The sequence below is a fragment of the Candidatus Vicinibacter affinis genome (genome assembly GCA_016714365.1).
GTDB classification, from domain to species: domain Bacteria; phylum Bacteroidota; class Bacteroidia; order Chitinophagales; family Saprospiraceae; genus Vicinibacter; species Vicinibacter affinis.
The window spans coordinates 618,520-640,230 of record JADJNH010000007.1; the positions used below are offsets into that span (position 1 = coordinate 618,520).

At 42.5% G+C, this 21,711-nt stretch carries 16 protein-coding genes and 1 pseudogene; 14 read left to right on the top strand and 3 right to left on the bottom strand.

Annotated elements, in window-relative coordinates:
* Positions 1-59 precede the first annotated feature (59 nt).
* From IPJ53_17265 to IPJ53_17285, 5 genes are all read left to right on the top strand, one after another.
* On the top strand, positions 60-1,697 hold the full coding sequence (locus IPJ53_17265) for an NAD+ synthase (protein ID MBK7800853.1): 1,638 nt from the start codon (positions 60-62) through the stop codon (positions 1,695-1,697).
* Between the two features lie 66 nt (positions 1,698-1,763).
* Positions 1,764-2,708, top strand: coding sequence for an SPFH domain-containing protein (locus IPJ53_17270; protein MBK7800854.1), 945 nt, complete (start codon positions 1,764-1,766; stop codon positions 2,706-2,708).
* Between the two features lie 195 nt (positions 2,709-2,903).
* The gene (locus IPJ53_17275) at positions 2,904-6,512 is read left to right on the top strand and encodes an HYR domain-containing protein (GenBank protein ID MBK7800855.1); all 3,609 of its coding nucleotides are present in this window, start codon (positions 2,904-2,906) and stop codon (positions 6,510-6,512) included.
* Positions 6,513-6,818: 306 nt separating this feature from the next.
* The gene (locus IPJ53_17280; protein ID MBK7800856.1) at positions 6,819-7,361 is read left to right on the top strand and encodes a hypothetical protein; all 543 of its coding nucleotides are present in this window, start codon (positions 6,819-6,821) and stop codon (positions 7,359-7,361) included.
* A 212-nt stretch (positions 7,362-7,573) separates the two neighbouring features.
* On the top strand, positions 7,574-8,503 hold the full coding sequence (locus IPJ53_17285) for an isoaspartyl peptidase/L-asparaginase (protein MBK7800857.1): 930 nt from the start codon (positions 7,574-7,576) through the stop codon (positions 8,501-8,503).
* Between the two features lie 32 nt (positions 8,504-8,535).
* On the opposite strand, the gene IPJ53_17290 is transcribed toward IPJ53_17285, so the two are convergent.
* From IPJ53_17290 to IPJ53_17300, 3 genes are all read right to left on the bottom strand, one after another.
* Complete coding sequence (locus IPJ53_17290) at positions 8,536-8,895, bottom strand: DUF1801 domain-containing protein (GenBank protein ID MBK7800858.1); 360 nt, start codon at positions 8,893-8,895, stop codon at positions 8,536-8,538.
* A 95-nt stretch (positions 8,896-8,990) separates the two neighbouring features.
* Positions 8,991-9,347 (bottom strand): VOC family protein, encoded by a 357-nt coding sequence (locus IPJ53_17295; GenBank protein ID MBK7800859.1) that lies wholly within the window; start codon positions 9,345-9,347, stop codon positions 8,991-8,993.
* A 394-nt stretch (positions 9,348-9,741) separates the two neighbouring features.
* Positions 9,742-11,448, bottom strand: coding sequence for a hypothetical protein (locus IPJ53_17300; protein MBK7800860.1), 1,707 nt, complete (start codon positions 11,446-11,448; stop codon positions 9,742-9,744).
* Positions 11,449-11,923: 475 nt separating this feature from the next.
* Here IPJ53_17300 and IPJ53_17305 point away from each other — a divergent pair, with 475 nt between their 5' ends.
* The 9 genes and pseudogenes from IPJ53_17305 to IPJ53_17345 all read left to right on the top strand — a co-directional run bounded on the left by IPJ53_17305 (position 11,924) and on the right by IPJ53_17345 (position 21,313).
* Positions 11,924-12,874: a hypothetical protein gene (locus IPJ53_17305; protein ID MBK7800861.1), complete on the top strand. Its 951-nt coding sequence runs from the start codon at positions 11,924-11,926 to the stop codon at positions 12,872-12,874.
* Positions 12,858-13,355 (top strand): hypothetical protein, encoded by a 498-nt coding sequence (locus tag IPJ53_17310; protein ID MBK7800862.1) that lies wholly within the window; start codon positions 12,858-12,860, stop codon positions 13,353-13,355. The genes IPJ53_17305 and IPJ53_17310 overlap by 17 nt, the downstream gene beginning before the upstream one ends.
* Positions 13,356-13,365: 10 nt before the next feature.
* Positions 13,366-13,473: a twin-arginine translocation signal domain-containing protein gene (locus IPJ53_17315; GenBank protein ID MBK7800863.1), complete on the top strand. Its 108-nt coding sequence runs from the start codon at positions 13,366-13,368 to the stop codon at positions 13,471-13,473.
* Positions 13,470-14,717, top strand: coding sequence for a hypothetical protein (locus IPJ53_17320; GenBank protein MBK7800864.1), 1,248 nt, complete (start codon positions 13,470-13,472; stop codon positions 14,715-14,717). Before IPJ53_17315 ends, IPJ53_17320 begins: the two co-directional genes overlap by 4 nt.
* Before the next feature lie 11 nt (positions 14,718-14,728).
* The gene (locus IPJ53_17325) at positions 14,729-15,676 is read left to right on the top strand and encodes a hypothetical protein (protein MBK7800865.1); all 948 of its coding nucleotides are present in this window, start codon (positions 14,729-14,731) and stop codon (positions 15,674-15,676) included.
* Positions 15,660-16,118, top strand: coding sequence for a hypothetical protein (locus IPJ53_17330; GenBank protein MBK7800866.1), 459 nt, complete (start codon positions 15,660-15,662; stop codon positions 16,116-16,118). Before IPJ53_17325 ends, IPJ53_17330 begins: the two co-directional genes overlap by 17 nt.
* A complete protein-coding gene (locus IPJ53_17335) occupies positions 16,115-20,497 on the top strand; it encodes a gliding motility-associated C-terminal domain-containing protein (protein ID MBK7800867.1) in 4,383 nt (1,460 codons plus the stop codon). Before IPJ53_17330 ends, IPJ53_17335 begins: the two co-directional genes overlap by 4 nt.
* Positions 20,498-20,677: 180 nt before the next feature.
* Positions 20,678-21,024, top strand: a pseudogene (locus IPJ53_17340) (type II toxin-antitoxin system RelE/ParE family toxin).
* Entirely contained in the window at positions 21,008-21,313 is a 306-nt protein-coding gene (locus IPJ53_17345; protein ID MBK7800868.1) for a helix-turn-helix transcriptional regulator, read from the top strand. Before IPJ53_17340 ends, IPJ53_17345 begins: the two are co-directional and overlap by 17 nt.
* Positions 21,314-21,711: the final 398 nt, after the last annotated feature.

Sequence of the window (21,711 nt, forward strand, 5' to 3'; positions counted from 1 at the left end):
ATGAATATATGATACTCGATCCTTCCGGAATGCTATTTTTACCACACAATTGTTAAATCATGCGCATAGCACTTTCTCAACAAAATTATCATATTGGCAACTTTGATGGCAATCTTGCACTCATGGCCAAAGCGGTAGCCGAGGCAAAATCTCGTGGAGCAGACTTAATTTGTTTTAGTGAACTAGCAAGTTGTGGCTATCCGCCGAGAGATTTTCTGGAATTTAAGGATTTCATTCGAAGATCGATGGCTGTCGTAAACGAATTGTGCAAAATGTCCCATGGTATTGCAATTGTGGTCGGTGCCCCCAGCGTTAATCCTGAAATTGAAGGTAAAGACCTGCACAATTCTGTTTTTTTTCTGGTAGAGGGAAAAGTCCGACAAATAGCCCACAAGACTTTATTGCCGACCTATGATATTTTTGATGAATACCGTTATTTTGAACCAAGCCATAAATTCCAAACGGTTGAATTTAAGGGTAAAAAAATAGCCCTCACCATATGTGAAGACATTTGGAACCTTGGCAATGAAAACCCACTATACAAAGTTTGTCCTTTGGATGAAATGATCGATCAGGAACCTGATTTTATTCTTAATCTTTCCGCTTCCCCATTTAGCTTTGATCACGCTAAGGATCGCCTTGAAGTCATCAGGGCCAATGTGCTCCGCTACAAAATACCCATGTTCTACACCAACTGTTACGGAGGTCAGACAGACATCCTTTTCGACGGAGGGTCTGTGGTAATGTCTCCGGATGGAAACTGCTTTGACGAGATGCCATTCTTTGAAGAATGTCTGCGTATTTATGATTTAGAGCAAGTGGTAAAAGGAGGTCGGGTTCAGGAACAAAAGAAAGATAAATTCGAACTCATCTACCGGGCGCTTGTCATGGGCATTCGGGACTATTTTGGAAAAATGGGATTTAAAAAAGCCATTCTGGGACTGTCCGGGGGTATTGACTCTGCTTTGACTGCTGTCTTGGCGGCAGATGCATTAGGACCTGATAATGTCACCGGATTGCTGATGCCATCACAATATTCTTCTGAAGGATCTGTTGCAGATGCAAAAAAGCTTGCGGAGAATTTGGGCATACATCATGAGATCATTGCCATCAAAGAGGTCTACGACCGATATCTGGAGGTACTGAATCCCTGGTTTAAAGATTTAGCTCATAATGTCACGGAGGAAAATATTCAGGCCAGAATCAGAGGAATGTTGCTCATGGCCTTTTCCAACAAATTCAATCACATCCTCCTCAATACCACCAATAAAAGCGAGATGTCAGTAGGTTATGGAACCCTTTACGGAGATCTTTGCGGGGGGATTGCAGTACTGGCAGATGTGTACAAAACAGAGGTTTATCAACTAGCCCATTTTATCAATCGAAATGAAATTCGCATTCCGTTGAATTCCATTCAAAAAGCTCCTTCCGCTGAGCTCAGGCCAGGCCAAAAAGACAGCGACTCTCTTCCTGAATACGCTGTACTCGATCCCATACTTTTTCAATACATAGAGCAAAGAAAAGGGCCGGAAGAAATCATTGCCATGGGTTTTGACAAAGAGGTTGTTTTAAAATCTCTGAAAATGGTCAACCGTTCGGAATTCAAACGACACCAATCGGCCCCGGTGTTAAGAGTTTCCAACAAAGCTTTTGGTCATGGCAGAAGACTGCCTATAGAGGGAAATTATCTATGTTAGTCGATTAAAATAAGACCTGCGAAACTAATTTAGATTATCTTGGTGTTTAGTATCAAAACCTAAACCATGGAGCCAACTACCATTATTCTATTTTCAATTTTTATACTTTTTCTTTTGTTTTCCTTTGTTACCGTAAGTCAGGGGAGCATTGGAGTCGTAACTATTTTTGGAAAATACCAGCGCATTATGAGTCCGGGATTGAATGTACGCATTCCATTCATCGAACAAATTCACAAACGCATTTCCATCCAAAACCGCAGTGTTGAACTGGGATTTCAGGCCGTCACCATAGATCAGGCGAATGTAAATTTTACGGCTATGTTGTTGTATTCTGTTTTGGATCAACAAGAGGAGACTATTAAAAATGTGGCCTTCAAATTTTTTGATGAAAGAAATTTTATGCAAGCTCTGATTCGTTCTGTAGAAGGATCTGTGCGTGCATTTGTAGCCATCAAACGTCAATCCGAAGTATTGATACTGAGACGAGAAATCGTCGAAAATGTAAAAGAACATTTGGATAAAACATTAGAAGATTGGGGTTATCACCTGATTGATCTACAAATCAACGACATCACTTTTGATGAAGAGGTGATGAGGTCTATGGCCAAAGTCGTGGCATCCAACAATCTTAAAGCTGCAGCGGAGAACGAAGGTCAAGCACTCTTAATCACTAAAACAAAAGCCGCCGAAGCGGAAGGAAATTTTATCAAAATTTCTGCAGAAGCTGAGAAACTGGCTGCTCAACTTCGAGGACAAGGAATCGCCTCCTTCAGAGAAGAAATTGCCAAAGGAATGAGCAATGCAGCCAAACTGATGCAGGACTCTAATTTGGATGCTTCCTTGATTATGTTTTCCATGTGGACAGAAGCTGTCAAGAACTTTGCAGAACATGGGCAGGGCAATGTCATTTTCCTGGATGGAAGTCCGGAGAACATGGAACAAACCATCAGACAGATGCTGGCAATGAGTAAAATGCAATTGAATAATTCGGGGAAGGATACTTTGTCTTAACTGCTTTCCTTTGTTCAGGAAATTTTTCTAATTGTGCGACAGAAATATAAACGGATAAAAAATTATATCTCGTTTATTCGATAAAATTTAGGACCTTGTAATCGATTTCAATCAGGATGATGTCTGACAGGTATTTGTCAGGATCGGGGTTTGGTTTTTTTTAAGTGTATTTTCTAACGAACTAAATACAAATAAATGAAAAAACTACTCCCCTTGTTTTTAATTCATTTGGCCTTATTGGCCAATTTGATCCTTTTTGAACCCGAACTTCATGCCCAGGTGCGTTGGTGGCCCAAGTTCTCCCTTTTTAAAATTCATGCCTGCACCAATCCTCCAAAAATTACCTGCCCTCCTGCTTTTGTTGCGTGCCCAGGAGCTTCTACTTTACCGAATAATACAGGTTTTGCAATTGGTGAACCCGGCGGTCCCGGATGCAACCAACCAATTGTCACTTATTCTGACATGATTGTTTCACAAGGACCTTGCGCCGGAGCCATCGAAATCAACAGGATATGGACGGCAACTGATCCTCAAGACCCCTTGCTGAATTCTTCCTGCATGCAGTCCATTGTTTTATCTGATACCGGCGCACCGGTGATTACCAATTGCCCTCCGGATATTACGGTCACTGCTCAACAAAATTGCAAGGCGAACGTGTCCTGGAATCCACCCAGCGTAACCGACAATTGCGGGAAACTATTTTTAACCGTTAGTCATATTTCGGGAGATGTCTTTCCATTGGGTACCACAAAAGTTACGTACACTGCGGAGGACCTTTGTGGCAACATCACCTATTGTTCCTTCAACATCACTGTAAGTGGCAATTGTTGCAAAATTGCTCCAACCATTGTTTGTCCGCCTGCTTTTTCAGGTTGTCCCAAAGACAGTATTTTCCCGGACCAAACCGGTACGCCAACCGTTACCCCGGGAAGTGTTGAATGCGCCATTCCGGTGGTCTTCTATCATGACTCCATCTTGTCTACAGGGCCTTGTGAAGGGGCTATAAAACTTGTACGCAACTGGACTGCAAGAGATCCTTTTGATACAACGCTGGTGGTACACTGTAAACAGAACATTGAACTTATTGATAAAGGTCTCCCATCACTCAGCAATTGTCCGACGGATGTAACTGTCAGTCCGGGGGTTGATTGCAAGGCCATGGTCAACTGGAATCCACCGGTAGCTTCCGATCTGTGTGGTATCAAATCTTTGGTTGCCACCCATCCCCCGGGAAGCCTTTTTTCGGAGGGCAATACCAAAGTTGAATATGTAGCTACCGATCATTGTGGAAATACTATCAGCTGTTCATTCAGCATTACGGTGACCACCTGTTGTCAGGTTTCACCCATTATAACCTGTCCAACGGATTATAAAGCCTGTCCGGGAACTTCTACCGATCCAATGGTCAGCGGATTTGCAACCGCTACAAAAGGACAATCCGGCTGCGCTGATCCCATCGTGAGTTATGCTGATTCCATCAGTCTGGGCAAATGTCCCGGTACTAAAAGAATCATCCGAATTTGGACAGCAACCGATCCGAATAACGCATTGCTTAAATCCAACTGTGTGCAATTGGTTGAACTCAAGGATGACAGCCCACCTAGTTTTACCAGTTGTCCGTCCAATCTGACTGTTTATACCAATACAACAGATTGTAAAGCAACTGTCAGCTGGAGTTTTCCAACGGCTACAGACGATTGTGCCGGTGCAGTGACTCCTGTAGGCAGCCATACCTCCGGAAGTGTTTTTCCGGTAGGTATCACAAAAGTGGTCTACGTGGCTACAGATGGTTGCGGTAATGCCGCTGAGCATAGTTTTACCATCACGGTGTTGAGTAATTGCTGCAACAAGCCACCGGTCATTAATTGCCCACCCGATTATCTTGGTTGTCCGGTATTGCAATGTGGACCAAATGTTTCCGGCGAGGCTAAAGCAAGCCCATCAGATCCTTCTTGTGGCACACCTATTCTGAGCTATCGGGATTCCTTGCTGAATATTTATTCTGCGTGCCCCAACGCCAAAAAATTTATCAGAATTTGGAAAGCCACCGATCCAAATGACCCTAAACTTTACAGTGAGTGTCGTCAATTAATAGAATTGAACGATCGCACTCCACCTGTTTGGAATTCTTGCCCGGCTAATATAACAGTAGATGCTTGGGGAGCTTGTGAAATTACAGTCAACTGGACACCACCAACTGCCACCGACAATTGTGGAGGTTTTGTGCAGATTACTTCCAATTATGTACCCGGTCAAAAGTTCACCGCCGGTATTCACCACGTAGTTTATACCGCCAGAGATGCCTGTGGAAATTACATCAATCATTCCTTTACGATCACCGTGTTGGGTGCGGGATTAAAAATAACCTGCCCGGCAGACATCGTGGTAGATCGAATTGATCCAAATTTGCCCGGAGCGTATGTAAATTGGAACCATCCAACCGTTCAGTCCTGTGGATCTTGCAAAGATTCACTTTCCGGTTTTATCTATATGGGAACATATAATGGAAGCAAATACTTTTGCTCGAGGAAACCTGCTACCTGGACGGAGGCTAAACGCATTTGTGAACTGAATGGAGGCATGTTGGCTGTGATGAACAGCCCTGCTGAAAATAATTATGTTGCGAGCAAACTCATGGGTGCAACTGCCTATATAGGCTTACACGATCGCAATGTGGAGGGCTTTTTCGAATGGGTGGACAACAGCCCGCTAAGTTTTACAAACTGGTATCCCGGTCAGCCAAACAATGCCAACGGCGATCAGGATTATGGAGAACTTCTTCCGGATGGAACCTGGAATGATCAGTACAATGATTGTCTTCGTGAGTTTATTTGCGAGGTGCCTTGTTATGAAATCAAACAAATTGCAGGCCCCCCTTGCGGATCACTTTTCCCATGCGGAACTACTAAAGTGACTTATGTTGCCACACAGGGTGGCTATCACGATACCTGTAGCTTCACGGTCACCGTAAAATGTCAAAACAATGGAAATTATTGCGAATCCAGGGGGCAGTGGAGTAATTATACCTGGATTCAAAAAGTGAGTCTTGGCAACCTGTACAATAATTCAGGAAATAACGGAGGCTATGCCTATTTCCCAAGTCCATGCAACTCCTACAATTGGGGCAAGACTTATAATCTTTGTCTTACACCCGGATTTGGTGGACCAAACTATCAGGTGTATTGGAAAGTGTGGATTGATTACAATGCTGATGGTGATTTTTATGATGCCGACGAACTGGTAGCTTATGGAACCGGAACAGGGGTTTTGTGTGGAAATATAACCATACCTGGTAATTGTAACTGTCCCACAAGAAGTACAAGAATGAGGGTTTCGATGGCGTATGGTGGTTATCCGTCCAATCCATGCTGTACTTTCAGCTATGGAGAAGTGGAGGATTACTGCGTCATCATTCAGCCACAAACGCTTACCGGAAATCCAACTTCAAATCTAAAATCCTCTACTGCAGCAGAACAACTCAAATGTGTAGAAAACTGTTTGGACGTGCTGAGTGAAAGATCCATTGACTCAGGAGCTGATCTGGGAGAGGTCACTTTAGAACCAAATAATGATTTGTTGATTTTCCCCAACCCGGCTAGGGAGGAATTACAAATCAAAACCTTTGGCCATGCTAATGGGCAGATCAATGTATTTGATGCAAGAGGCAGATTGGTTTACACGACCGCCTGTACAGGTCAACAACAAATCATTGATGTCCGAAATTGGTCAGAAGGATACTACTTATTAAGTTTGGACCAAACAAATGGAACTAAAATGTTGCGAAAATTCGCGGTGATTAAATAAATAGAATATTAACCGAAGCAATGATAAGCCGGACTTCCTTCAATGGAAGCCGGCTTTTTTATATCAGCAATGGAGATTGGGAATATTTTCGATTTTAGGTTTAATAAATATCCTCCATTCAGCCATTCAAAATTTCCAAATTTAAATTACGGTGTTGCGCAAAATCAAAGCCAACATCCAATCACATTTTAAAATTGAATCAGACTGTAAATAAATTTTGCAAAAAACTACCTTGATATTTTTATTTAAGATACTTTTGTCTTATTTATAAAATAAAAGATATTGATCGAAAAATAAATCGCATATATGAAGAATCTAGTTTACCTTTTAATGGGATTGGTTTGTATTATTTCAGCCAAAGTGACGGCTCAAGAAAGTGAAAATAAAATGAGTAATCCAACTTCGGTTTTAGCGGGGTATCATGTTGGTGTGGTACAAATTATGTTTGCTGCTAATAAAGGTAATTTTACTACGCTTGATAAATATGATTTTTACTTTATTGGATTTCCAATAGGCATTACTTTTAACACAGCCGGTAAATTGAAATTTGATCTGGAATTTGTTCCTGTTGTTAAACCCTATTTCAATTCAGGAGTTCCCATTCAAGTGCATCTTCTTTTTCACCCAGGAATTTTATATCCTTTAGGAAATGGTTGGACATTTGGTTTTAGACTGGCGTATGAAAATTCGGTAAACCAAATTGGCTTCACTCCATTGATCAATAAAGGATTCAAAAGAAAAAACAATTCCGTCTTCTTCTTGGAATTGGTCGCACCTGCAAGATTTGGCCCGGAGAAAAATTCCGGTTATACACAACTGGGGGGTCTTCATGTTGGTCTAGGATTCTAGGATTTAAACATAGAGTTGACAGTGGTTGGTCAACTATTCCACAAAAATAAAAATTCACCTAAGTTTTAAACGCACTTCCTGAAAATTGAAATTTACAATTTGAGAAGTCAGGACTATGAAGATAAATTTTTTCTGGCAGATTATTCATGGATATATTCCTGTTGGCTTCTTGGATTTGGATTATTTTTGCCCTTGATTCAAATCTACCATCCATGCTTAAACATTCCATTGCTTTACACGGCGGAGCCGGAACCATCCTGAGATCAGAAATGTCTCCGGAAAAGGAAAGTCAGTATTTAATGGCTCTGGAAGAGGCGCTGGAAACCGGATTCGAAATTCTTCACAAAGGCGGCTCTGCTTTGGATGCGGTGGAGAAGTCAGTTAGCATTCTTGAGGATTGTCCATTGTTCAATGCCGGCCGTGGGTCCGTTTTTACCTTTGACGGGAAGCATGAAATGGATGCTTCCATTATGGATGGTTGTAATCTCGATGGTGGTGCGGTAGCGATGCTCAGAAATGTAAAAAATCCTATTCATCTGGCACGGCTGGTCATGGATCAAAGCAACCATGTTTTTCTTGCAGGAGAGGGTGCCGAAGAATTTGCCAAATCACATCAGGTGGAATTTAAACCTTCAGAATACTTTTACGATGAGTTTCGTTATCAACAATGGTTGTCCGTAAAAGGTAGTGAAGAAATCATGCTTGACCATATCTCTGTTAAGGAGCATAAGTTTGGTACAGTAGGTGCTGTAGCACGTGACCGGCACGGAAATCTTGCGGCCGCTACATCGACAGGAGGAATGACCAATAAGAAATTTGGCCGCATTGGAGATACCCCTATGCTCGGTGCAGGCACTTATGCAGATAATTCTTCTTGTGCCATCTCCTGTACCGGTTCAGGAGAATATTTCATTCGCATCAATGCGGCCTTTCATGTCCATGCATTGATGAAATATCAACGCCTGAATCTACAGGAAGCCTGCGACAAAGTAGTGCAGGACCTCCTTCCTTCGATTGGTGGAGATGGAGGTCTTATTGGTGTTGATCATTCAGGAAATGTATGCCTTAGTTTCAATACGGAGGGTATGTACAGAGCGTTAAAAGATTCGGACGGAAATAAAGAGGTGCTGATTTACACATAATAATTCAACCGATCAGAAAATATTTTAATCACCTATTTCTGAAGATTGTTTTCATTTACCCTGAATGCAACAATTTCCCGGATTAAGTCATATGGTATAGGACCGTCCAGTGGAAACTGGACCGAACCTTTCCCTTGTTTATATGCACTTAATTGCTGCTTGAATGCTTCATGTCCGGAAGGCGTCGCATACAATCCAATGTGATGCTTGAATCCGGCAAAATAAATCAATGGTTTTTTGTTGGTCTTGTAAGCCGGCATGCCATAAGAAATATTTTCCACAGCATCCGGTGCATGGTCTTTAATGATCTTTCTGATCTTCTCCAATTTCTCTCTTACTTCTTCCGGAAAACTAGCTATGTATTCATCCACAGTTTTTATTTCAGTATTCATTGCGCTTTTACTCTTTTGTCAGTTCAAATAGGAATCTCCAATTTTAGGAAAAATAAAAATAATGTTCCGTTTTGATTTAAAAATTATTCCATGCATCAAATACTTTGTCCAAATGTAATTAAATTGTGGTCGGGATCGAGTACAGAAAATTCTTGTTGGCCCCATGGTTTCTTTTGCAAAGATCCCTGTGGATGAATTTTCACTCCGTTGTCCATCAATGATTGATATAGTTTTTCAATTTCATCTGTCCTGATATAAATTTGACCGTAATTTATATATGGGTCTAGTTCCACAAATTCAAAAAAGTGAATTTGAATTCTATCTCTCTGTACCATCAGGTAACCCTCATGATCAGCATCTCCAAATTCCTGGAATTTCAGTTTGTTTAAATAAAATTCCTTTGTAATTGCTTTATTGCGCATGGGTAATTTTGGATGGATGTCTGTGAGCATATATTAGAATTTCAGTTGTTCAAAATCACATTTTTATGAATTGATGACAATAGATAAAGTTTTTGAGTAGAGCACAAATATAATTAATACCTGAAGTATTGGGGGAAATGTCAAGGTTTGTGTCACTCCAAAACATTCACTTTGAAGTACAATATTTTCGTAAATGTCTCTAATTTTAATTGAAATTAATTCATTTTGGTATGGCATTTAAACATTTATAATGTCACTTGTTAGATTAATGAAAATTTTTAGTTGGTCATCACTTTTAACTGACGTGTTGTCAACCATCATACACTAGACTTTTATTGGTAAATTTCTGTATGATAAAACCAACTCCTGATTAGTACTGGTAAAAGTTTAAACGTTTAATCATATATCTTGCGTGAATCATATATCATATCTCTTCAACAACCTCCTCTAAACTCAATTTTCCATCCAGATCCAGCTTTTTCAACAACCTGCTTTTCATCGTACGGATTGCACCAGGTCCAACCCCCAGTGTTGCAGCCATGTCTTTATTGGTAAAAGATAATTTTATCAAAGCAAAAAATCGGATTTCTCCTTGGGTAAGGCCCGGAAAGCGACTTTTCAAACGAGTAAAATAGCCCGTATGCACCCTTTCAAAAAGTTCCTTAAATTTAACCCATTCTCCCTCTGTTAAGATAGTTTTGACGCGAAGATTTTCCAGGTCCTGGTCGTTGGCTGTCAGCTCCACCTCTGACTCCAGAATTTCAAGCCTCTTGCTTTTTTCAATCAGTGAATTTTTGAAGTCATTTAATTGCTCATGAGCCAGTGCCAATTCTCTCGCAGCTTCCTCCAGAGATTTTTGAGACTCTCTCTTCTGTTGTTTAATTTGTTTTTGTTTGTAATAAAAGATAAAAGTTGCGATCAAAACGAAAAATCCTAATATCTTCCAAAGCACCGACCTGATAAATAATTGTCTGTTGATATTTCGGGCCAACTCTTCTTCTCTTTCCTTGTATGCCTTAATTTCAAAATCCATTTCGTGCCTGATGAGGGCATTCTGATCCTTTTGTTGATTTATTTTTTGGGACCAAAATAAGATAGAATCCAAGACAACTGAAATCCTCGATACAGATTGGTTCTTTTCGCCCAAGAGCACCCGGAGTTTATAGTAATCCAGGAAATTCTGTTCATCGGTGTTCCGAGAAATTGCTTTTTCCATCGTAGGCAATAATGCCCGGGCTTCCACTGTTTTCCCTGTCATGAGATAAGATTCTGCCAATCTGATAGAGAAAGACAATATGTTGTTGTAAAAAGCAGCATCGACTAAAATGGGTAGAGCATTTCTGAAGAAAGGAATGGCTTGTTCAATTTCATTTTTAGCGTAGTGTATTTTGCCTTCATATCCATACATAATACCTCTCCATCCCTTGATGGGCGGCCTGGTGGTATCCTCCTGAACATATACTTCAATGCATTTTTTTATATAAAGTGACGAACTGTCATATTGGCCAAGTTTCAAACTTATCTGAGACAGTAAATCGTAAGAAAGCATTTTCCTATGACCTTTCATTTTATCTGCAAATGATTTAATCGCATATTCTTTGGCCTTTGGATAATCTCCAAGCAAATACAAGATGCCTGCTATTCGAAGTGCAATCATCTGTGGCACCAGAATTTCATTCCCAGACTCATTATTGGCCAGGTCAAAAGCTCTCATCATATAACTGAGTGACGTTCCACCTCGTCCTTTTTCTTTGAGTATTTGTGCCAAGTACAAGAGTGCATGTGCTTCTATGAGGCGATGCCCATTTATATCAACTTCATGAACGACTTTGAGAAATGTTGCGACTTTCTGATCTATTGAGGAGCTGTCTTCATACAATTTTGTTCTCTGCTCAAGTACACTATACATCAATAAGGAGATATCATCCTTTTTCAAGTTTGCCAGTTCTTTCAATTCACCCAGGTTAGAATGTATGGCACTGTAACTTTGCTTCTCTAATAAGAAAGAGGTATAAATCGAATCAATTATTCTTAACCTCTGAGGATAATCAACTGTAAAGGCCTCCCCAAACTGGGCACTCAGGCTAAGCTGCAAGAGAAAGAATAGAATTCCCGTGAATTGAGATTTCATTTGTACATCAAAATGTAGAGGTAAAATTAAATGGAGTTTGCTGGTAATTGATTAAATTACATTAATTTATAAAACCATCCTATCAGATACCTGGAGTCTAATTTAAAATCAGAATTTAACAAGACCCATCCAATCCAATTTGTGTCCCGTTGCATTTTAACCTCTTCATAGAAAAATATTATTAACACACCTAATAATAACCTGGATTTCCCAGTAGGGGGAAGACTGAATTTCATAAATTGAAATCAGCCCCTAACTTCAATTTTGAAATTACTACACCAATTTTTAGATAATTGTTCAAAAGTCTGAACGAAAGACCAGTCAAGAAAAATTTATTCCTTCTGCAGAAGGATTCGTCATTGTCCAAAGCACCCTAATACCTAATTACATATTATAATAATTTATATATAACAAATTTTCCTTTTGCAGTTGGATTATATTCTATTTTTAACCTTTGCCTCGTCAACTAAACAAAATGAAAAAGACCAACTCAAATCCTCCGGGCCAATTTGTCAGGCAGTTTATTTGGGTTATGGGGATTACCTTACTTTTTTCATTGGGATGCACCAAGGATCACATCAACGTCATAGACGACAACAATCCTGCTTCTGTAACCAACATCTCCCGACTCAAAATCGAAAACTACGTCAATCGACTCTACATTGACCTTGTGGGACGGGAGCCCCTCAAAACAGAGCTCAAGGAAGAGTCGGACACTCTGAAAGCACGGGAGCTGAGCCGCGAAGCCCGACTCGATTTGATCACTCGTCTGATGTCTGATACCAGTTTTCGCGTAGGAGAAAGATCTTACAATGCTGCCTTTCACCTCAATCTGTACAACCTCGCAAAGGTGCGATGCCTGGAAGGGGTTACAGATGAAGAAATCCAAATGAAAATGAGCCTGCTGCTCACTGATGCCATGAGGGACTCCATGAACCTAAACTGGAAAGGATTTTATGCAAAGCTTGACATCCTCCGACGCTATCAGGACGTTCTCGAAAGCCAGCAGGAGTTACTCGAAGGACATATTGCCTATCACCAGATGTTCACCTTCCTGGTCAACAATGGGATTTACGACATCATCAACATGAACACCTTTAACTTCATACGGGCTGTATTCAACGAACTGTTATTCCGTTTGCCCACCGATCAGGAATACAACTCTGCTTTTGACATTATTGAAAACAGCGCAGCCGGTCAGGCCTTTGGAAGATACGTCACAAATAAAACCGAATACGTGGAGGCCCTCGTAGAATCCCCGGCCATGCTGGAAGGCATGATTATCTGGACCTTTCAGGTCTATCTAAACCGATTTCCAACTCCCAGAGAACAATCCAGCTTATTACCCACCTATTTGAAGGAAAAAGACATCCGATACATTATCAAACAAATCGCTGTAACCGATGAATATGCAAGCTTTAAATAAAACTGGATTATGGTGTGCCGCTCTGGCTCTAATGCTCAGCTTTTCAGGCTGCCAAAAGGATTATTTCGTTTACGAGATAAACGACCAGACGATCCTACCAGTTAACAGCCAAAAGATAAAACCCAAATCGATCACTCAGTATATTTCCATTCTGTATACCAATTTCTTTCAGAGAGCCATCAGTCCCAATTCCATGCTGCAGGCTCAAAAAGCGATTGAGTCTATAGGAGACAAACAAGTTGCCTTTGACATTTTGCTCAGTAAGTACATGAATGACCCTAAAGTCATCTTGCCTACGGTGGAATCCATGCGACAAGATCCTGAAGGATTCATCCGAAATACTTACAAGCGTTTTTTGGTACGCGAACCGACGGAAGCCGAACTCAACTGGATGCTCAATTACATCAAAAGCAGACCCAATGTGACGCCTGAACATTTCTACTTTGCATTTGGTACATGCAACGAGCATTTTCACTATTAATCGTCCCAACATGAACCGCAGAAAATTTATTAAAAAATCAGCCCTTGCGGCCGCTGGCACAGTAGGATTTCCCTATTTGCTGCCAACCGGATTGCTTTTGCCAGACAGCCTTCGTTGAAAGCCGAGCACGTCGTCTATGTTCAGTTTGCCGGTGGATTGCGCCAACAGGAATCGGTCCTCCAGAGATACCTGGCCGGAAGCCAGAACGAACAAATAGAGGGCAACATTATGTACAACCTGCTGGATGGGAAGCCGCCTGTAGATAAAATTGCCTATGGCACCGACGACAAACAAAACAACATCGTGGGGGCCTTTCCAATTAACCAGATCTTGCAGACATCCCTGCAAAGGCAGGGCACCCTTTTTCCGGAAGTGAGGTTTTCTAAAGGAGGAGCAGGACATTTCAATGGTCTGAGTACAGGCGTATCGGGTAATTATTATGTGACCGCAGGACTCAGACAACGTACGGCCTCTCCGACCATATTTGAATACTTGCGCAGACATGCCGGTTTTTCTGCAACTGAATGCTGGTCAATTGGCCAGGGTGTTACGGGTTCCCGACCATTGCTTAATTATTCGGCACACGAAGATTACGGCAGAAGGTATGGAGGCAATTTCCTGGCACCGCTGATCACCTTTGGGGCTCCCGGTCAGGAACACTTCATGGATTTCAAAAACTATCATCCGGATACTGACTACGAAATGTTCCGGGAAATTCGGGGCTTCCTCAATAAGAACTTCTCCAACGAGGGGTTGGAGATTCCTCACCTCTACAATACACCAGAAGAGGAAAACAGTATTCGCGAATTCATCCGGGCCACTTTTGAAAAAGTAAAGGAGGGTAGGGTTACCATGCCGCCCGTCAACGACAATGGGGACCTTAAAGTTTTAGGGTTTACGGTTGAATTGTTGCGCTGGTTCAAACCAAGGGTTACCGTGGTAGATCTCAACAACATCGATGTGTGTCACAATGATTTCACCGCATATTTAAAAAATATTCACCGTGCCGATCATGGCATTGCGTTCCTTTGGAAGGAAATTCAGTCCATACCGGGTATGAGGGACAACACCGTGATGATCGTAATGCCAGAGCATGGCCGCGACGAGCAACACAATTCCATCAAAGATCTCAACGATTGGTTTGCTTACGACCATTCCGGAAGCCCCAACGCCCGCAGGATATTTAACCTAATGGTAGGTCCCGGTATTGATGCCAATCTGAAGGTAGGATCAGAGACCAATCCAATAGGAGATGCAGCGGATGTGGTCCCCACCATTGCGGACATATTTGGCATCAAAGATCAGGTCAAAAAGGCAGGTCTTTTGGATGGGAATGCAAGGTCATTATTTGATAGAATTTAATCGTGACCCAAATGAAGAAAATCAGCTCTGCATCACTTTTTCTATTGGCCGTTTTGACCTTACATTGGGCATGTGAAAAACCGGATATTCCAAGCAACCCTTTTGACGATTACAAGCCTACTCAAGACACCGTCAAATTCATTTTTCAAGACCCGGATTCTGCCTCAATTGCAGGTTTATATACCTATATTTTCAAGCCCACCTGCGCCAATTCAGGTTGTCACGATGGAACCTTCGATCCGGATTTCCGGACGCTGGAAAGTTCCTACAACACCCTCGTATTTCGTGAATCGATCAAAAAGGACGGAAAATACCTTTATCGTGTCAAACCCTATTCACTTGACAGCTCGGCCATTCTAGCGCGCTTAAATGGTATTGTGGCACCGCAGATGCCCATCCAAATAGAACCGGATTCCGATTGGAACAAAAGAAAAGACCATTACATCTCTCTGGTACGCCGATGGATAGAATCAGGTGCTCCTGCCATCGATGGAAGCATTCCTAAAGCTGGTCTGCCCCAGATTAGACTAAAAGGTTGTCTGGCCATGATAGGCGATACAGCCTTCCTCGAGCGGAGACCATTCAGCGGGCCCTTGTTGCTTGACAGCCTCAGAGACAGCCTATATCTTTATTTCTCCTTTGGTCATGATGCACAGAATCCTTTAAGCTTTACCAACAACAAGATCAGTTTACATCCAAATCCGCATGTGTTTGACAGCACTGTGGTCACTTTAGATTTAGAGACCGGCTTCCCCAGTTTCCGGATGATTGGCTTGTATGGCGACAGCGTTATCTATACACACCGGGTTCTCATCAATCCGAATATGCTGATGTCCAACCATAGGGAACTTTATTTCCGAACTTATCTAAAAGACCAGCTCAATCCCTTGTCTGAAATACCGGCTCAAAAGGCCATTTTTTCCATGAAAAAATACATGTCCATTGAACGCACAGATTAAATTAGGGGTCTTGTTTTCAGTTTTGTTTATCTGTGTTTCCTGTCGCGACAACGCAGACGATCCACCGTTTTCCATTATACCTGAAATAAAACTGAAAAGCTTTACCCAGGATACCATTCTCGAGTTTGAGGACATACTTACGCTCAACATTCGCTATCAGGATGGGGATGGAGACCTAGGATTCGAAGAACCGGATTCCTATGCAGTGTTTATAAGGGATGCCAGACTCACCAAGTACGATGGCTTTTACCTGGCGCCGGTTGCACCTCCCGGAGCATTGATCGCCGTTCAGGGTGACCTCAAAGTGGAATTTCCTGACCTGTTTGTTTTTGGAAACCGCTCAGAGGAAAGGACCAAATTCTACATCTACATGGTGGACCGTAAAGGAAACAAGAGCAACGAACTGATTACGCCGGAAGTGATTATTAAAAAGAAAGGATGATGTCCGCACGAAAGCTTCTCAATTTTGCGCTTCTAACTTTTGTATTCGGTTTTATAACAGAATCGGAACTTTCCGCCCAACCGACCTACCCGATGCAAAATGCAAGGGTACGCGATTGTGAAGGGATATTGACCCACAGTGAAGCTGGAGAAGATAAAAACTATGACCACAACGAAGACTTTACCTTCACTATATGCGTACCCGGAGCGACCTCCATTACTTTAGACTTTGAATTCTTTGCTACCGAAAGGACCTACGATGTAATGACCATCTACGAAGGACCCAATAAAAATGGCCCCGTCATTTCAACGCTCAGTGGTATTCTGACTCCACCACCCCGCATTACGGTGAAAGGCGAATGCGTGACCATACATTTTAAAAGCGATGACAACATCACTGCGAATGGTTGGAAAATGCACTGGAAAGTTCAATTTGTATTACCGCCCCCCCCGACCCTGAAAGTAACAGCACCAACGGCTTGTCCCCTGACCGAGCTCACCTTTGAATTTGGTTATCCGGTACCCTGTGATCAGATCGTTCCCGGGAATTTCGGCCTTTTAGGTCCTGGAGGGTCCAAAATCATCTCTGCGGTGGCGCTGGATTGCGTTAACGGAAAGGCAACCAGGTTCAAGCTACAATTTGACCCTCCATTGGACAGACCTGTTAATTATAGGGTCAGTTTTACCTACAAGTACATCGACGAATGTGGGACGGAGCATTTGTTGAATACCAGCGTTTTGTTCAGCCTGAACAACTGCCCTTTTACCGTTGAGATCCAGATGCCCAATGGAGCAGCCTGTAAAGGCGCCTGTACCAATTTGGAGGCTCTGGCAACGGGTAATTCCAAGCAGGTCTTCCGCTACCGGTGGATACCCGGTGGCCAAACCAGTCCGAACATACGGGTTTGCGATACCGTACCGATCAGATATACGGTCATCGCTACAGACAGTGCCTCCGGCGTTATGGATACCGCGGATTTCTTATACACTCCTCTGGATGTGCCAAAAATATTAAATCCCATACCTGATACAGTTTGTGCTTCTGCTGCGGACTGGAGGTACCAGGTAGATATCCCCGGAGGTGATTTCTTTTCCCGCACCATACCCAACCAACAACGTAAAACGGGGGTGTACGAATTCTGGAGACATGCGGCCGGAAGCAAAGTCAGCACGGATACGGTGACCTACGTCGCCCCTAATGGTTGCAAGGTTTCAGATATTGTGCACATTTATCCAATCGATGCCGGTGCAGACATCAAGCTTTGTCTTGGCTCACCTGCTGTACAGATCAGTGGGGGCAGTCCGGCCGGGGGTTATTGGACCGGGCCCGGAATCCAACCCAACGGCAGTTTTGACCCTTCAACAGTGGGTAAGTTTGATTTTGTGTATACAGCACCCAACGGTTGTAAAGATACCCGCTCGATTTTTGTCAATCCCAATCCAAAGATCCTCAATCCTGTACCCGACACAGTCTGTGCTTCCATGGCTGACTGGCGATACCAGGTCAGCATTCCCGGCGGTGATTTTTATTCCACTGTTATCCCGCCAAATCAGCGTAAGTCAGGCCTTTATGAATTCTGGAGACTGTCCTCCGGTGACAGTTTGCGAAGCGATACAGTCACCTACATAGATCCCAACGGTTGTAAGGTGCGTGACACCTTTCAGATCATCCCGATTTCAGCAGGAAGCACACAGTCAGTATGTCACCTGACACCAGTTTTTAAATTGACTGGAGGATCGCCGGTGGGGGGATTTTGGTCAGGTCCTTACACAGATTCACTTGGAAATTTCAATCCATTGGACACCGGTAGCTTTACCGTGACCTATCATGCCTCTAATGGATGTTTGGCAAACAAAACAGTAAGGGTTAACGCAAATCCCATCATTCTGAATCCCATTTTAGATACCGTTTGTGCATCCGCAGCCAATTGGCAATACCAGGTCAATCTACCCGGAGGAACCTATGCTGCTACAGCTATTCCTGCTGCGCAAAACAAAAGTGGCGTATACGAATTCTGGAGGTGGTCCCAGGCCAATCAGACGCAAAGAGACATTGTGACCTACACGGCCCCCGGCGGTTGTACCATCAAAGATACCTTTTACATCCATCCCATTTTTGCCGGACTCGTCGAGGCCGCCTGTCAGGGCAGCAATCCTTTTCCATTGAGTGGAGCAAAACCCGGTGGTGGATTTTGGACAGGCTTGAATGTCGATTCCATCGGCATTTTTAATCCGGTCCAAAGTGGCAGCTTTATTTTAAATTACCAGGCTCCCAATGGCTGTATTTCCGCCAAAACCGTTAACGTAGGTGACAGTATTGGACTAAACCTTATCGACACTCTATGCAACCTGGAAAACATCAATTTTGTGTTCAATCCAGTCGGAGGCAGATGGAGTGGACCGGGTATCACAGACAGTATCGCAGGAAAGCTGGATGCCGCCAGAGCCATGGCCAATCAATGGAACACTTATCGGTACCGCCTAAATGGCTGTGAAAAAAGCATCAGCGTATTCATCACCAAACCGAACGCCGGACCAGACACTTCTCTTTGCTTCGGTATCAACACCCTCAGTTTGCCTTTACGAGGACGCTGGTCAGGACCTGGTGTGTATGATCCTGTGACCAATTCATTTGATATCTCTTCCCTTCCTCCAGGTGCTCATTCCTTCAGGATCAGTTTTAAAAATTGTCGCGATTCATTCAAACTTCAAATCCACGATGTGAAACTGGATACCACCCGACCGCGGCTCTTTTGTCCTGCAAATGACACCATCGATCTTGTGACTTTGCTGAACCCAAGCGAAGGACCTGGAATTTTTACCGGAACAGGAGTGGCTATTTACGATAGCCTCTGGAAGTTTTTACCGGGGTTGGCTGGACCAGGCAAACATGAGCTCGTCTATAAGGCTTTCGGATGCAACGATACTTCAGAAATTGAAGTGGAAGTTCCTATTAGCTTTTCCACCTACAAATTTTGCGACCGCAGCCCTCCTACTCTGCTCAGTGTGGTCCCACCCGGAGGAGAATGGAGTGGCACTGGATTTCTTGATGAATCCGCAGGATTATTTGATCCTGAGCTGTCAGGCATTGGCCTTCATCCTGTGAGCTATACCAGTCCCGCGGGGTGTCAGGCTCAGGCGGTGGTAGAGGTAGAAGCCTGGGAACAGGTGCGCATCAGTGGGATTGACCCGCAATATTGCTTCAAAGATCAAGACATCCCCGTTTTACTGAATCCTCCGGGCGGAGAATTTTTTATTAACGGAAGACCGTCACCACCTGTGATCAATCCGGCCCGTCTGGGCTCAGGAATTTGGGAACTCTATTACACCCGCGGCGAAGGTAATTGTGCCTCATCCGAAAAAACATATATCAAAATCCTGCCTGCTATCAACAAAAGGTCCTCCAGCGAAAATGATTCCATTTGCATTGGTCAGCGAACTACGATCTCTATTGACGCCACTGGCGGTCAGGGTGGTTTGGTTTATACCTGGGATCATGGACTGGGTTTTGGCAGCAGCCACATAGTAGAACCCACCCAGGATAGCTGGTATCTTGTGACTGTTACCGACGGCTGTTCAGATGCTTTGGTGGACAGTGTATTTGTAAGAGTTTATCCTCGCTTTCCAATGGACATTTTAAACGGTCCCCCGGTTTGCTTTGGCGAAAAGACTTTCGTGGAATTAAAGTTGGATACCGCTGATTATGATATTGTATGGCAGACCAGCCCTCAGAAAAAGGGTGCCAGGCTGGATGGCGATCCCGGCATTTATGGTGTGGAGGTGCGAGAAAAATCAACCGGATGCCGACAAAGAACTTCTGTGACCCTGCCCGGATCAGCTCCTCTCGCAGCCAACTTTGGAATCACGCCCAACCAACCCTGCATAGACATTGTGGAAAATTCCGTGGAGATCCTCGATCTTTCCTATGGATACACGAAAGGAACTGTAGACTTTGGTGATGGTTCACCGCCTGTGGACCTCAGGTCGCCGGGTGCCCTGGTTCATCAGTATTCAGACACAGGTGTATTTTTGATCAAAATGCGCGTAGTCAATGAGATCGGATGTGAAGATGAATTCGAACGCATGGTTTGTGTAAAGAATGTGGTGCGGCTTTTTATTCCGAGCATCTTCAGTCCCAACAATGATGGCAAACATGATGTTTTTGAGATCTTTCATATCGGTGTGGATATATTACAATGGGCTGTTTACGACCGAAACGGCGCCCGCGTATTTGATTCCAAAGACGGAATGGCTCAATGGGATGGTACTTTCCGAGGCATGCATGTGGTAGAAGGTGTCTACGTAGTAGTCATTGAATATTTCAATCCGGACAAGGGGAAAAAGGAAATATTTAAAAGTGATGTAACGGTTATTAGATAAAACATAAATGGGATGATCCCATAATGTCCTAATCCAAGATCAAATAAATGAAAACTTTTCAAGTTATTTGAATCGGGATTATGCATACTCAAGGAAATATGCGATTTTTAAAGCCCCAACAAACGACCTTCATATATTTTTTCTGTTTCCCTATAGTGAAACATTTGTAAATTTTGTGCCTTGGACAAAAATCAGAAACATAGAAAGATAACGTTTTACAAAAACTACTTCCAAGACTTCTTTGCCAAACAAAACAAGAAAGTAAAAGGAAAAATTGTTTAGACTTTTGATTGATTGAAGACTTACAAAGAGTTCCTGAAACTTATCTTTATCACATTGAAAATACGGACGGACTTTATGAAATCCGTGTTCAATTAGGAAGCGACATTTTTAGGATTTTCTGTTTTTTTGACCAAGGACAATTAGTTTTTTTGGCGAACGGATTTCAAAAGAAAACGCAAAAGACACCAAAGAAAGAAATAGAAATGGCACTTAAAATAAAAGCAGAATATGAAAGCGAAAAATAAAAATTTGATGACTCTTGAAGAGTTCAAAGAAAAAAACTATGGCAAACGTGGTACAAAGGAACGTGACGAGCTTGAAGCAGGTTATGAAGCATTTAAAATCGGTGCTCTGATTCACGACACTCGTGTTGAAATGGGAATGACACAAGAACAACTAGCAGAAAAAGTTGGAACAACTAAATCCTACATTTCAAAAATTGAGAACAACATAAAAGAAGCTCGCATTTCGACACTTCAAAAAATTATTGAACTTGGTTTTGGCGGACGACTTGAACTAAATATAAAAATCTAACGGACGAATTGACCGAGTAAAGAAAAACCGCATATAAAAGGCGTTTGGCTCAATGGCGGGTAACATCGTTAATTGAACATTCTACCTCGCATCAATCCCCAAAGTTTTTGGGGATGGTGTATTGACAGTTTTTTGATCTTATATTCGCCACCTCACCAAGCGCCAAAACGATAAATTCACTATACAATAAATAATATTAAAAGAAAAAAAGAAGAGGAGCAGATGCTCCTCTTCTTTTTTAAATGATTAATCCAGAATTTTCATTAGGAATTTGTAATAAGTGGGTTTTCAATTTTTTATAAATAATAATAAATCTTTCGATTTTACATTTCTATTACCCTCCTATTTATGCATTTAAAATGATGCCTAAAGACTTCCCAATTGAATCGACTTGCGGA

What these genes read in the sequence shown, in the direction of transcription:
- IPJ53_17310 (MBK7800862.1), top strand. Translation starts at nt 12,858, where the DNA reads ATGCAAGCTTTAAATAAAACTGGATTATGGTGTGCCGCTCTGGCTCTA.
- IPJ53_17345 (MBK7800868.1), top strand. Translation starts at nt 21,008, where the DNA reads ATGAAAGCGAAAAATAAAAATTTGATGACTCTTGAAGAGTTCAAAGAA.
- IPJ53_17285 (MBK7800857.1), top strand. Translation starts at nt 7,574, where the DNA reads ATGCTTAAACATTCCATTGCTTTACACGGCGGAGCCGGAACCATCCTG.
- IPJ53_17275 (MBK7800855.1), top strand. Translation starts at nt 2,904, where the DNA reads ATGAAAAAACTACTCCCCTTGTTTTTAATTCATTTGGCCTTATTGGCC.
- IPJ53_17280 (MBK7800856.1), top strand. Translation starts at nt 6,819, where the DNA reads ATGAAGAATCTAGTTTACCTTTTAATGGGATTGGTTTGTATTATTTCA.
- IPJ53_17295 (MBK7800859.1), bottom strand. Translation starts at nt 9,347, where the DNA reads ATGCTCACAGACATCCATCCAAAATTACCCATGCGCAATAAAGCAATT.
- IPJ53_17335 (MBK7800867.1), top strand. Translation starts at nt 16,115, where the DNA reads ATGATGTCCGCACGAAAGCTTCTCAATTTTGCGCTTCTAACTTTTGTA.
- IPJ53_17305 (MBK7800861.1), top strand. Translation starts at nt 11,924, where the DNA reads ATGAAAAAGACCAACTCAAATCCTCCGGGCCAATTTGTCAGGCAGTTT.
- IPJ53_17290 (MBK7800858.1), bottom strand. Translation starts at nt 8,895, where the DNA reads ATGAATACTGAAATAAAAACTGTGGATGAATACATAGCTAGTTTTCCG.
- IPJ53_17300 (MBK7800860.1), bottom strand. Translation starts at nt 11,448, where the DNA reads ATGAAATCTCAATTCACGGGAATTCTATTCTTTCTCTTGCAGCTTAGC.
- IPJ53_17315 (MBK7800863.1), top strand. Translation starts at nt 13,366, where the DNA reads ATGAACCGCAGAAAATTTATTAAAAAATCAGCCCTTGCGGCCGCTGGC.
- IPJ53_17270 (MBK7800854.1), top strand. Translation starts at nt 1,764, where the DNA reads ATGGAGCCAACTACCATTATTCTATTTTCAATTTTTATACTTTTTCTT.
- IPJ53_17325 (MBK7800865.1), top strand. Translation starts at nt 14,729, where the DNA reads ATGAAGAAAATCAGCTCTGCATCACTTTTTCTATTGGCCGTTTTGACC.
- IPJ53_17265 (MBK7800853.1), top strand. Translation starts at nt 60, where the DNA reads ATGCGCATAGCACTTTCTCAACAAAATTATCATATTGGCAACTTTGAT.